Source organism: Lysinibacillus sp. K60, assembly GCF_019731275.1.
GTDB lineage: Bacteria > Bacillota > Bacilli > Bacillales_A > Planococcaceae > Lysinibacillus > Lysinibacillus capsici.
This window is the reverse complement of record NZ_JAASJR010000003.1, coordinates 243,411-256,994: the sequence shown is the minus strand read 5'-3', so window position 1 is coordinate 256,994 and position 13,584 is coordinate 243,411. Positions and strand designations below refer to the sequence as shown.

Here is a 13,584-nt window from a genome sequence, read left to right as displayed (position 1 = left end):
ATGTGAATATTCTGAATGAAAGTTATAAAAAACACCTAGCTAAATTTTATAAAAAATACGCCTTTGCTTATGATAAGCGAAAAGCGTATGAATTATCTATGTTTAATGCTTGGTCAACTTTATGTACAATTGTGTCATTTGTACAAGGCTTTTCATCCATATTATTAATTATTTTTACGATAGAAGAATGTGTCTTCTACATCAAATTCATAACGTGCTGGATTAAAAATTTGCTCTGTCGATCCAACAAATAAAACGCCATCCTTACGCAGTGCTTTACTAAAATTATTATAAATTTGATCTTTCGCTTCTTCTGTAAAATAAATCATGACATTGCGACAAACAATTAAATCATAATTGCTGTCATAAGAGTCATTCAATAAATTATGTTTCTTAAAGGTTACACAACGCTTAATCTCATCCTTCACGCGATAGAAGGAGCCTTCTTGTTCAAAATACTTTGCTTTAATATCACTTGGCACCTCTGCTAAAGAGCGTTCAGGGTAGACACCTAACTTCGCCTTTTGTATTACATTCTCATCTAAATCAGTGGCAATAATTTGAATTTGAGATAAAGGCACCAATTGAGATAATACCATTACTAATGAATATGGTTCTTCTCCTGTAGAACAAGCAGCACTCCAAATTTTTAAACGCTTATTAGTTTGTAAAAGTTTCGGAAATATTTTCTTTCGTAATACTTCCCAGCGCTTTCCGTTGCGATAAAATTCAGAAACATTGATCGTCATACGATCTAAGAATTCATTCATTAAATCTCGATCTTGTTCGAGTGCCTTTAGAAAGTCTACAAAATTACGATAGCCCTTTTTCTCATAAAGAGAGGTTAATCGTCTTTTCATTTGCGCTTCTTTATATAACGCTAAATCTATTCCTGTTTTGCGCTTAATACCTTCTATAAACTGTTCATAATCAGACATATGGTCATCTTCCCCTCTAGCGTCGTATTACCATTATAGCGGAAAAGTCCCAATCCTGAAATAGTCTTTCTCATGCATGCAAATCTACTTGCTTGCGTTTTGTTTTTCCTCTAAAAGTAATACTTTCGACTGTTCTAATTCAAGTCTCATTTTTTCTGTTTCAATCGTATAAGTTTCTAACCTAAGCTTTTCTAATTCTACTTCTTTTTCAACAGCTTTCAGTTTTATTTTTTGTTGTCTAGTATGAGCGTCTGTAAAAATTCCAGCTAGAGAAATAATAACGCCTCCAATTATCGCTACAATGGCAATTGACAATCCGTTCACTTCCTTTCGTTATTACGATTATACGGCAAAACGGAAAAAATAGTTTCATTTTTCAGGAATTTATTCCAATAAAAAATGAAGGTAGATTTTCACCACCCTCATTCTATCCATTATCGTTAGACTTGTATGCGATACTCTTTTAAATCTTCTCGTAATTTAGCCTTTAAGAATTTACCTACAGACGTTTTTGGTACTTCGTCAATGAAGATAATATCATCAGGAACCCATGTTTTATGGAATTGGTGCTGTAGACTCTCTAGTAACTCTTCTTTAGTAATCGAATCCTTAAACTCTGGCTTTGCTACGACACAAGCTAATGGTCGCTCCAACCACTTTTCATGTGGAATGGCAATAACAGCCGCCTCAAAGACCTTTGGATGTGACATTAATGCATTTTCAAGCTCTACTGAAGAAATCCATTCGCCACCACTCTTAATTAAATCCTTTGTACGGTCGGTGATTTTTATATAGCCATCTGTTGTCATCACAGCAATATCGCCTGTATAGAGCCAGCCGTCTTTAAAGGCCTCTTCCGTTCGTTCATCCTGATAATACTCGTTGGCAATCCATGGGCCTCTAATCGTAAGCTCTCCCATCGTTTTGCCATCCCAAGGCACTTCACCATTTTCATTGACAATCCTTGTATCAATAAGAGGCATTGTCATACCTTGTGTAATCCGAACATTCATTTTTTCATCAGCCGTATAGTCCTGCATATGTGTTAAATACGTGGATAGGCTTACAAGTGGTGAGGTTTCTGTCATACCGTAACCTGTCATGTACGGGATATTAAGTTCTCGCTCAAAGCCTCGAACAAGACCAATTGGTGAAGCAGAACCTCCACAAACAATTAATCGCATAGACGATAGGTCACGAGGATTTTGACGCTGCTCCTGTAGAACGCCTAGCCATATAGTCGGTACCCCTGCTGTCAATGTAACTTTATATACATCAAATAATTCAAGCAATAGCTGTGGTGTAAACATAGGTCCCGGTAAGACCTGTGTAGAACCAAATGCGACACTGGCAAATGGTAATCCCCATGCATTCGCATGGAACATTGGTACAACAGGTAACACCACATCCGACTCACAAATCGCAATACTGTCAGCGAGACCAGCTGTTAAACTATGAAGTACAATACTGCGATGTGTATAGACTACTCCCTTTGGCATGCCCGTCGTTGCACTTGTATAGCACATGCCTGCGGGTGTATTTTCATCTAGATCTTCTGGGAATGTGAAATGTTCATCTGCCTCCGTAAGTAGCGATTCATAGGAAAGAGCATTTGGAATCGGTAAAGTTTCTACTGCAACAGCATCACCCATAATGATAAAATGCTTTACCGTTTTCAGTTGAGATACGATCGGTGCAATTAATGGCACCAGATTATCATCTATTAATAATATTTCATCCTCGGCATGATTGATGACATAGGCAATATGCTCGGGGGATAATCGAATATTAATCATATGCAATACTGCTCCTGCACATGGTACAGCAAAATAGGCTTCCAAATGGCGATGGTGGTTCCAAGCAAATGTGCCCACCTTCATTCCTCGCTCCATCCCTAGTTTCGTCAAAGCATCAGCTAATCGGCGAGTCCGTTTCACATATTCTTTATACGTAAATTCGTGAATAGTAGTGGCACTTGTTCGAGAATAGATTTTCTTTGAGTGAAAAAATCGTTCTGCGCGATTCAAAAAACTTGTTAATAATAAAGGTGTATCCATCATATGCATGATACCGCTTCCCTTCATCTACGATTTTAGAAACAATCAAAACAAAAACTATTTGAACTAGATTTTGACGCTACCTCGGTTGCATTCGAATGGCACCATCTAGTCGAATGACCTCTCCATTTAATAAGCCATTGTGGATAATACTTTCAACCAAAAGAGCATATTCCGAAGGTTTACCAAGTCGTTTAGGGAATGGTGTCATTTGAGCAAGAGCTGTTCGTGCAGGCTCAGGTAACGAAGCAAACATTGGTGTTTCAATTAATCCTGGCGCTATGGTCATCACTCGGACACCGATTTCCGCAAGCTCTCTTGCAATGGGCAACGTCATTGCTGCTACGCCCCCTTTTGATGCGCTATAAGCAGCTTGTCCGATTTGCCCATCAAATGCTGCCACAGACGCGGTATTAATAATGACACCACGCTGTCCATCTTCATTTGGCTCATTAAGTTGCATTTTATCTGCCACTAGACGGATGACATTAAACGTGCCAACTAAATTAACAGCAATCACTTTTTCAAATAACCCAAGGGCATGTATACCACGCTTCGAAATAACTTTACTTGCATCTGCTATACCAGCACAGTTCACTGCGACATTGATCTTGCCAAAAGCTGCAACAACCTGCTCTAGGCCTGCCGCCACGTCCTCTTCCTTTGTGACATCCACTCGTGCATAAAGGACATTTTGACCTAATTCCTCCACTAGAGCTTGTCCACGCTCATCATTGACATCAAAAATAATTGCTTTGCCACCCTGTCCTATTAATTTCCGAACGGTTGCCTCTCCTAAACCAGAGGCACCCCCTGTTACGACTGCCACCACTTCATGTTCTTTCATCAGACATATCCCCTTTTACATTTTTTCAATGATCGTGGCATTGGCCATTCCCATTCCCTCACAAATCGCCAACAAGCCGTAACGATAATTCTCTCGCTCCATGCGATAGAGCATAGTCGTTAACAATTTTGTACCAGTTGCCCCTAATGGATGTCCCAGCGCAATTGCTCCACCATCAGGATTGAGCTTCTGTGGGTCTCCTCCTATTTCATGCAGCCATACGAGCGGCACAGGTGCAAAGGCTTCATTTACCTCATATGTGTCGATATCCTCTATGTTGAGACCTGACCGTTCTAATGCTTTTCTAGTAGCTTCGATTGGCCCTGTCAGCATTAATGTCGGATCAGAACCCACGACCACTCTTGTCACAATTTTAGCGAGTGGTTGAATGCCTAGTTCTCTTGCTTTATCCAATGCCATCACGACTACAGCTGAGGCCCCATCGCTCATTTGGCTCGCATTGCCCGCAGTAATCGCGCCATTCTCTTGAAAGACGGTTTTTAATCCATTTAAAATATCAACAGTAGTTTCTGCACGAGGACCCTCATCAACCGCAAATGTTGTCACTGAGCCATCCTCTTGTGGAACTTGAATAGGTAGTATTTCAGCTTGGAAATGACCCGCTCTAATGGCGGAAATTGCTCGTTGATGGCTTTGATAAGCATAGCTATTTAGCTGTTCTTTCGATAAAGACCATTGGGAAGCGATTTTCTCTGCTGATAATCCTTGATGGATAATATCATAATTTTCCTGTAAGCGGTTACTAGCATGTGCATGTTGCATGTTTGAGCCCATTGGTACTCTTGACATGCTTTCTACCCCACCAGCAATGACAATGTCCATATCCCCCGCTAAAATTGCCTGTGCTGCGAAGTGCACGGCTTGTTGGCTTGAACCACACTGACGATCAATGGTTACTCCTGGCACACTCTCTGGGAAACCAGCCATTAATAATGAGGTCCTCGCAATATTTGCCCCTTGTTCAGCTGTTTGGGTCACACACCCCAAAATGACATCGTCTACTTGTTCCTTACCAATGCCTGCACGCTTTACAACCTCCTGTAATACATCAGCTGCTAAATCATCTGCTCGAACTTGACTTAATGCGCCCTTACTTCTTCCTATAGCAGTTCTCACAGCTGCTATAATCACCACTTCTCTCATGTCCATAACCCCTTTTCCTCGTCATCCTCTTAGTTTATTGACGAGTCTATTCAACTATTCCTCACTTAATTATCAGAATATTACATTATTTATTGTACATGACTAAGAAGTTTTTAACAATTCTATATGTTTCTAGTAAGAGATTATTCGTCGGCATGATCCCTCCCCTTTTTTGCGCAATAAAAAAGCAATCTCAAAAAATTGAGATTGCTTGATCTATTCGAAATTAAACTAAATCTTCACCGAAGAATAAGCCGATTTCGCGCTCTGCAGATGCAAGAGAGTCAGAACCGTGGATGATGTTGTGAGAAACAGTTGTTGCGTAGTCACCACGGATTGTACCTGGGTTACTACCAAGAAAATAGTCTTTAACTATTGTCTCTGAAATCACTAATATCATGGGTTCTCTGAAATAAACGAAAAAAACTAAATTAGAACCGAGCTTTTACCTTCTATTAATTAGTAACTATACATTACTTTTAGCCATGTTAGCAAGTAGAAGTGGAAAAATCCCCCTATAATAAAGTCATCTATTTGCAAGTAAACTTTTAGACTCTTTACATTTTTATAAAGGCAGTACCATACCATCCTGTATATTTTTCATTGCTCTATTTTAGAATCCAATGTCATACTCTAATTTAGGTTTCCACTTTGCTCTACTTATGGTCTCCGCAAGTCTATACATTAGTTTTAAAAAATCTGCTCTTTGCTGTGGATTTTTACCTGTTCGCATAATAATCGTTTCTTTTAGCGGATGATTGCTTTCAATTAGATACTCATTACGCTTATACAATCGTTGTAAAAGAGGGTCTTCAGGTAGTCTAGCAAACTTCCCATTAGCTTCACCTCTATTGCAATCCTGACAGCTTAGAACTAGATTCCAAACACAATTTAAGTCTAAATCATGTGTACTGTTGAACTGTGTTGATAGCGGTACGAAATGGTCTATGTCACAAGTATTCAATTGGTTACTTTCAATTGAAATCGGTTTGTAGCAATAGAAGCATTTTCCCTTTTGATATCCGTTTAATGGCTTTCTAGCAGAAGTTAGATTTATTCTTTCATGAGACAACATGAACTGCTGTGGTGTCATAGGCTTTATAAAGAAAAACTGCTCAAGGTCTGTATCAAACTGAACTTCTAGTTTTGGATTTCGTTCAGTCCATGCGTTTTCAACTAAGTTCCATCTACCTTCAATTTCACTTAATATATTTACTTTTTGGGCGCTTCCGTTCAACAAAAATATACTATCAGTCAACGTAATTCCTAAAGTCTTTCCTTGTATGGACTTCTCATAAAAATTTTTATCAAGTTCACCATTAGGAATGTTATGAAAGGCATCTATCACATTGTTAAACCCTACTTTTTCAGTAACTTCAAGTAATTGTTCCCACATAATTTGGTTTTGATGAAATAAATTCAAGGCACTAATAAACTTAGATGACTGACTTGTTATTTGTCGTTTACCGTTCCTAATATGCTCTAACATGTACTTTGCAAATATAGGGGATAATTCTTCTAAGCTCACAAAACTTTTATTACTCTCACCTAATTCAAGTAATGTTTTAGCAAACGCAAATTTATAAGTTGCAACATTTCTACCAAATAAGTATATCGAGCGAAAATTCGATTCCAAAGTATTATCATTGTCTAAGTAATTGTTCATCTAAACACTCCATTGAAAATAGGTTACTTATCCTCTACATCAATTAAATAAATCGCCTTTTCAAATCCTCCACGTTTAGCCTTCTTCAGTTCTCTAATCGCTTCCAGTTCATCATAACTTACATCTAATGCATTAATAGCTGTATGTACTAATTCTAAAATATCTGCTAATTCTTCAATACTTTCTTGTACATTATCTGTTCCATGAAATTCTTTAGCTTCTTCAATCATTTTTGCTTTTACTTCCACTAGAAGTTCCTTCGGTTCTAAAATTCTTGCATTATACTTTAAACCATCCGCTTCAATAATCTCTAAAATCTTATCTCTTACTAACTTATTATATATAGGCATATATTCTATAACTCCTTTAACATGTAATCTATTAAATTACTTTTTATTTCTATTATACTTGATAATTTAAATAAAAAAGACCACCTCGCATGAGATGGATACTTCTTATTTATTATTAACCATTACTTTAAGGATATTTCTTCACACATTAATCATTAACTTTCTATTATATCTCGATCCTTTTGCAATCAAAAGTATGTCTTCCTAATAATGAATAAAGTTTGTCACTGAAATAGCTAAACCTCTCATATCCAACATATCTTCCTACATGTTCGACCTTATCGACATGATATTTCCCTTGTTCATCTTGATAAGCAATATACTCATATATACAGTCTTTTTTAGTCAAAGCGAATCTATAGCTTTCTTGTTTATCCAGCAATCTTTGTTCGATTTCTTCACCTAAACTCTGTCTTATATGTCTTTGCATAAATTCATCTGCAAGGTCCTGCAAATAAACATTTACTAAGAAATCGTCAGTCGCTTTTAATTCATTTAATAGAAAAAGACATTTCTCCTCGCCCGAGCCAACAATATGTTCAATTATATAGTCCAAAGATATTTCAAAGTTTTGTCCATTGTAAGAATAGTAAAAGCTTTTCTCGGGTAACTGCCGTTGTTTGAAAAACGTTTTTTTATCAAGACTTAGCATATAAATTCCTCACCTTCATTTTCATTTAAGATTTCTGTCACTTTGAATCACTCTAACCTTGCAGGACAAAAAACCTGTTAAAATGATTGGTTTGTTACTATACAAATATATGCTTCTTATGCCATTTAAAATACTTCTTATTTTCCTCATGGCGATTCACGCGCATTTTAGGATGAATACCGTACTTCACATAATCCGCCTCATCGATCCGTTCAGAGATATGAATTTTACCTGTCCCATCAAATGCAATATAGCCTTTGTCATATAACGCATCATGATTACAGCATAACAATAAACCGTTATAAGCATCCAATCGTTCTTCATGTGCGCTATCCTTCCAAGGCTTTGAATGACTTGCTCTTAGCATGGCAGGTAAATCTATGCCACACAATGCACATTGATGATTCCATAAAGGAGCTAACGCCTCTTTATATCTCTGCTGGCCTTTACGAATTTTCACTTTTGCTTCCGCTTCTGTCTCAGCTAGGATTGGTACAAGTTTATTACTTTCTCTATTTACAACAGAACCAATTGCAAACTCTAATTGCTCCTGATTTTCTTCATAGATATTTAAGTCACTAGTCAATTCTAATAACTTAATTGCAAGCGTTTCATTACATGGGTATAAATAACCTTGATTGCCATTTCCATCTTGCTGGAAAGGAGAATACTTTATGGGTAGAAGCGGTAAAATCACATCAAAATTTGCCTTTATATTTAGCGGTATGTCTAACTCATGATATTTTAAATCTACTAAATAACCTGCATCTTCCCATTGTAAATAACTTTGCATCTCTCCTGGTTTTGAAGCTTCATAATAATTTGACTGGGTTATACTAATAGCAACTAACTCTCCACGTACATAATGAAATATACAATCCCCTTTTAATACTTCTCTCATTCGATTCCATGAGTGTGGTACTTTACCAGATTTATCCTTTTGCGGTGACCAAATAATGCCCGCTTCTTTTTCTTCTAAATAGGTATGCCCCTGCATTACAATATAATAATTCATCTAATTATCCTTTTTTTTTATTCCGTTCTATTGCGAGTTAATCTAAAATTATCTTCGGTAGCATCTTTAGGTATGAACAATTTTAAACTAGGTACAAAGCAAGACAGTTTGCGGGGGTTGTTCTGCTACCAAGCATTAATATAGTCAATGTTATGGATTTGGTCATAAGTACCCCCTATCAAAAGACAATCTCTAATTATGCAACCAAGATAAATTTAGTTTAAAATTTCGCTTATAGTTAAGTATATATTTCCAGTTTGAGAAGCATGGCGTCTCTTTCTTATTATTAATGTTATAAGATCTATTTGATTTTCTAATACCGCTAAGAGATCCCTTCCATCCATTAATAATATAGAGCTTCTTCCAGAAGAATATATCTTTACTGCCTCCTCCGAAAAACCATTTATAGATAGAAACAAACCTAATGTATTATCTAATTTTCTTCCAATTTTCCCTGAAAAAGCATCCAAATCTGATGCATTTACATAATAACTTTGCCATTTTGCTTCAAATAAATAATCTGTACCCTCAAGCGTAAATGCACCATCAATTTGCTCACCAATGTTTCTAAAGGAGGCCTTAGGATCAAGGTCGAACAATGCAAAGATGTCATAAAGTATTTTCTCTAACTCAAAACCTCTCCTTTGATATTCTTTTGAAATAACTAATTTTGAATATCTGCTTTTAATTTCATCTAACTGTGTTATTATTGCTTTTTTCTCTCTAATCTTCGCATGATTTATAATTCGATTATTTACGATCTCTTTTTCTTTCTTTAACTTTTTATCATGTTCTTCAATCAAGTTCTTTAGATCTGATACAGCTATTCTTGCCTTATCTGCTTTTTTCTTACCATCTTCAAGTTGTTCTAGATGTCTAAAATTATCCATATTAGATACTTCATAAAGTAATTTCCTAATCGATCCTAAATGCTTCTCTTGGTCAACCATAAGCTCATCTATAATATCAGAAACTGTTTGTCTTTTAGGATTATTCTCCCAATTCACCATATGTACAATAGATCTCTCAGATATACAATTTGCAAGAAAACTTTTTAGATCACTTTTAAACCAATAGATGTTACAAAGTGCTTCTTTTAAAGCCTGAATAGCTAAAACTGATACTTTAATTTCCATATAAAGAACTCCTTCAAACTTTTTTTGCCATAAACGCTAATTCTCAATATTCTTCTTAACTATATTATAACTTTTATCCAAGATAATGCTATTTTATTAATTTAATACAATATGTAGGTATATATCATTTTATCAAAAACCCCTATTATATTTTACATGTATATCGCACGACATATCATACGTGAAAAACACCTCTACTGAGAGGATTTATTAGCACATTCACACGTAGCTAACTATTTAACCTCATCGTGTGGATAGTAGACCTTCAATTTAAAGAAACCCCATTAAAATGAGGTTTCACTTTTCTTACTTTGTGTTTGAAATGCTTGATTTGCATTATATATGTTTTTTGTGTTTTTATATAAGGCTAATCAAAAATTCCAAAACCTTATTTTTCCTTTTTAGTTACTTCAAGATATAATCATTTTATTTAAAAGTCTGCCCATAGTATTCTTGCAATTTATAATATGCTTCTACATACAACCCTTTAATCATTAAATCATGTGCGACCTTATATTTATTATCTTCAAACTTATGTATGTTTGCTTTGCCACCAAATTCATTTACAAATTTTTTTTGGAATTTGTCTTGTCTATCTTCCGCTAAATCCACAACATATTTACTCAAAGCTCTATGAAAATCAACTCTATTTTCCAAAAAATATTTTGTTTCATCAGAATTATAGTATACCAATGCTTCTTTGTTGTTCTTCTCCAACCACTTGAAAATAGGATTTATACCTGCTCTAACGAATAATGCATGTGCTTCATATGGGATTACTATGTATAGTCTTTCACCTTGCTCATTAGTAATTAGATTCAATTGCTTTTTATATTCTGTCCAATACTCCTTAACAATAGGTTTATTTCTGTAACGCCTGATTTCATCTAATGTTAATTCTCTGAATTTAGTTGAGTTTTGTAAGTTACACTCCATTTTTGCAATCTTGCTAACAACATGTGATGATAATTCAATATATTTAGTTTCTATTGTTTCTTGTCTAACCCATTCACCAAGTTCTTCATCAAAGTATTCATTCAGATAAGGTACTTCACATTTAGCCATCTTATAAGGTTGGTGTGTGATGATTTTAGCTTTCACCAATTTTTGAATCACCCCCATGAAATATTTTTGAAGTCTTTCAATTTCACGTTTAATATAATCATCAATTAAATACCCTTGTCCCGATTCTATCACCTTATTTTTTACTAACTTATCAGATTCTTTTTCTAAGGCGCTCAATGAATATCTTAACTTTGACGCTTGAAACATTTCCTCTGTGATTATCCCAATATTAAGCAACCAATTATTTACGGTTAATGGCTTACTTCCACTTCTATTAAGTAGATGTACAATTACCATAATCGGAAATGCTTGTTCATACTTTAATGGCACCTGACCTTGACCATTTGAAGCACGACCGTCAATAATATCTCTTTCAAAATCAAACTCTTCATCTAAGATAAATTCCATTTTGTATCCTTTACCTACAACATCTACAAAGCCAAATTTAGAATCCAACACCTTTATTAGTGCATCATGGCTTTCTTTTCTCCATTTTTTCCCCTCTAATACACAAGCCTTCTGCTTATCAGTCCCAAATTCCATTACTACTTCTACTAGACTTCTTTTTCTCACTTTTAAAACTCCATTCATAATTCTAACATTTTAAAAGTACGTAAGATTGCCCTCTAATATATTAATAATATTAAGGAGCGATTATACGTCCTTTTTCATAAATCTTTCTTTTGTTAATCATGTACTTTGCCACCATCTCTGTTAAAAGTGCAAAAAATGCACTTTCACCAGACCTCGCCCAAAGTACGCAAAGGGCGATAACAATTCTAATTGTTTTTAGCGATGTTTTTGGCGTACCTTTTTGCATCGCAACACTTTGAAATAATTCGTGGAGCTTGCGTAACGAATTTTTTAAAGTGCTTGTGTAAAAAGGTACATAATTTACCATTACCAATGTGACTATTTCAAATATTTTGACATGTAATTTATACACCCTTTAAATCCATATACCTAAATCTATATACTCCCTTCATCCAAACCCCATTGACATAGATACTAAAAACATAAATTCGTCAACTATTTACTCTTAAATTATATCATATTTTTCTAATTCTGTCCAAAAAATATGCTACATACCTATTGACTTTCAAAACAAAAAGTGATATTAACTAATTCATAATAGTGTTTTTAGAATGTTTTTTGTAAGTGCTTTGATAAAAACATTATTTTATCTGTTAGTTTTCTAATGATTTTTGTATAATAAAAGAAGCGTCAAATACATGAAATTGTATTTTGACGCTTTAATATTGTGCTAACTTGTGGTACGGTTCTCTTTGATCGTATCAAGGAAGCTTTTTATTAAATAAGAAATATAAATTTATTTAATCTTCTTCAAACCAAGAATCTAATATATCAGGGACTTCACTGGTTTCTATATACCGATACATTTTACTAATTCTTTCACAATCTAGATAATCTAAATCATCTTCAGTGAAAACAATACTATGATTAAAATCATTATCTGCTATAGCAAAAAAAACATACTCAATAATTGAAGGTATATCCTCTTCATAATATACTTTCATTTTATATTTACCAATAATAGAATATTTACGCTGTTTGCTATTTAAAGTACCATATGCCCCAATAATATTCGTATAACTAGAGAGTTTAGATAAAATCTGTGCAATCTCCTCTATGTCCAATTCTTCCCATATTATATTTTGATTTTCAGTCTTTTCTTCTAATTTTCTAAGAAACTTCGATACTTTATCACTATTCATTCATATCTTCTCCTTTTTTATAACTTCAAGATTATTCTCTAGTTTCCTAGTAATTTTGTAAACTATGTTTATAACCTCATCTAGTCTTTTTGGAGAGGGTTTATTTGTTGATTTTGTTTTGTCTACTAATAGCTTTAGCTTTGATAATAGATCTTTAAAATCATCAGTATACTCTTTTTCAAATTCTTCTAAGTCAATTAGAACTTCTTCAATCTCATTCAATTTATACCCTTTTCTTTCTACATATTTTGAATATATTTCTTTTAGTTTGTAAATCGCAATTAATCTTTGAGAATTAAATATAGCTTTGATTTCAAACTGGTCTATATTTTTATTTATTATATTTGTTTTTTTGTTTACTCTCCTTGTTAATTCGAGTGATATAACCCCTGCTATTGTCCCAACTGTCGTTATCCCAAAACCAATTTCATTTAAATTTCCTACAAACCAATCGAACATATTATTTGACATAGAAATAACTCCTGTTTTACTAAGTAAATAATTTTCTTCTCCAATTCCCCTACTATAGTTTGCCTTATACAATAGTAACAAATTACCAGTCAAAAAGAAATCTCAATAACTTATTATTTATATTTCTTTTAACCATTAACTTTTTTAAAGCTAATGTACAAATATATCCAGCAATAAAACTCTAAAAAAACTGAAACGATACACAAATACAATCTTTTTCGCCCTTATCAATGTACATACATTTTTCTTTGTTATTATTTTCAAATAGAAATTACCTCCAGGTAGTATTGATTTTAATTATTTAATTAATTGCTAAAGATCGTAGGGATAATAGTGCTACTAGGTAGTATAAATATTTAGCTAACCTTCTTGGTTTTTAATAGCCCCGTACTACTCACACGTAGAAATCATCTCTATTAACATTATTTTATTCAATATCGCACGTGAAGTATTTTTCATTCAATTGCGTGGCTAACACACTCATTTT

Annotated in this window: 15 protein-coding genes; all 15 read right to left on the bottom strand. The window is 34.3% G+C overall.

Going from position 1 to position 13,584, the window contains the following annotated elements; genetic code table 11:
• Positions 1–164: 164 nt before the first annotated feature.
• Positions 165–938, bottom strand: a complete 774-nt coding sequence (locus HCH28_RS08630) for a CheR family methyltransferase (protein ID WP_221680618.1) — start codon at positions 936–938, stop codon at positions 165–167.
• A gap of 84 nt (positions 939–1,022) precedes the next feature.
• Positions 1,023–1,253 carry a hypothetical protein gene (locus HCH28_RS08625; RefSeq protein WP_004232641.1) on the bottom strand — a complete coding sequence of 77 codons (231 nt, stop codon included), beginning with the start codon at positions 1,251–1,253 and terminating at the stop codon, positions 1,023–1,025.
• 125 nt (positions 1,254–1,378) lie between these two features.
• Positions 1,379–3,004: a long-chain fatty acid--CoA ligase gene (locus HCH28_RS08620; RefSeq protein WP_221680617.1), complete on the bottom strand. Its 1,626-nt coding sequence runs from the start codon at positions 3,002–3,004 to the stop codon at positions 1,379–1,381.
• Between the two features lie 70 nt (positions 3,005–3,074).
• A complete protein-coding gene (locus tag HCH28_RS08615; protein WP_221680616.1) occupies positions 3,075–3,842 on the bottom strand; it encodes a 3-hydroxyacyl-CoA dehydrogenase in 768 nt (255 codons plus the stop codon).
• 15 nt (positions 3,843–3,857) lie between these two features.
• The gene (locus tag HCH28_RS08610; RefSeq protein ID WP_221680615.1) at positions 3,858–5,006 is read right to left on the bottom strand and encodes a thiolase family protein; all 1,149 of its coding nucleotides are present in this window, start codon (positions 5,004–5,006) and stop codon (positions 3,858–3,860) included.
• Between the two features lie 226 nt (positions 5,007–5,232).
• Positions 5,233–5,406, bottom strand: coding sequence for a nucleoside-diphosphate kinase (locus HCH28_RS08605; RefSeq protein ID WP_221680614.1), 174 nt, complete (start codon positions 5,404–5,406; stop codon positions 5,233–5,235).
• A 213-nt stretch (positions 5,407–5,619) separates the two neighbouring features.
• The gene (locus tag HCH28_RS08600; RefSeq protein WP_221680613.1) at positions 5,620–6,672 is read right to left on the bottom strand and encodes an HNH endonuclease domain-containing protein; all 1,053 of its coding nucleotides are present in this window, start codon (positions 6,670–6,672) and stop codon (positions 5,620–5,622) included.
• 23 nt (positions 6,673–6,695) lie between these two features.
• A complete protein-coding gene (locus HCH28_RS08595) occupies positions 6,696–7,022 on the bottom strand; it encodes a nucleoside triphosphate pyrophosphohydrolase (protein WP_221680612.1) in 327 nt (108 codons plus the stop codon).
• A 166-nt stretch (positions 7,023–7,188) separates the two neighbouring features.
• Positions 7,189–7,674: a hypothetical protein gene (locus tag HCH28_RS08590; RefSeq protein WP_221680611.1), complete on the bottom strand. Its 486-nt coding sequence runs from the start codon at positions 7,672–7,674 to the stop codon at positions 7,189–7,191.
• Positions 7,675–7,771: 97 nt separating this feature from the next.
• Positions 7,772–8,689 carry an HNH endonuclease gene (locus HCH28_RS08585; protein WP_221680610.1) on the bottom strand — a complete coding sequence of 306 codons (918 nt, stop codon included), beginning with the start codon at positions 8,687–8,689 and terminating at the stop codon, positions 7,772–7,774.
• 215 nt (positions 8,690–8,904) lie between these two features.
• Positions 8,905–9,825 carry a rhoptry family protein gene (locus HCH28_RS08580; protein ID WP_221680609.1) on the bottom strand — a complete coding sequence of 307 codons (921 nt, stop codon included), beginning with the start codon at positions 9,823–9,825 and terminating at the stop codon, positions 8,905–8,907.
• Positions 9,826–10,251: 426 nt separating this feature from the next.
• Entirely contained in the window at positions 10,252–11,463 is a 1,212-nt protein-coding gene (locus HCH28_RS08575) for a hypothetical protein (protein ID WP_221680608.1), read from the bottom strand.
• Between the two features lie 70 nt (positions 11,464–11,533).
• Positions 11,534–11,836 carry a hypothetical protein gene (locus tag HCH28_RS08570; RefSeq protein ID WP_221680607.1) on the bottom strand — a complete coding sequence of 101 codons (303 nt, stop codon included), beginning with the start codon at positions 11,834–11,836 and terminating at the stop codon, positions 11,534–11,536.
• Positions 11,837–12,224: 388 nt separating this feature from the next.
• On the bottom strand, positions 12,225–12,626 hold the full coding sequence (locus tag HCH28_RS08565) for a hypothetical protein (protein WP_221680606.1): 402 nt from the start codon (positions 12,624–12,626) through the stop codon (positions 12,225–12,227).
• On the bottom strand, positions 12,627–13,097 hold the full coding sequence (locus tag HCH28_RS08560; RefSeq protein ID WP_221680605.1) for a hypothetical protein: 471 nt from the start codon (positions 13,095–13,097) through the stop codon (positions 12,627–12,629).
• Positions 13,098–13,584 lie beyond the last annotated feature (487 nt).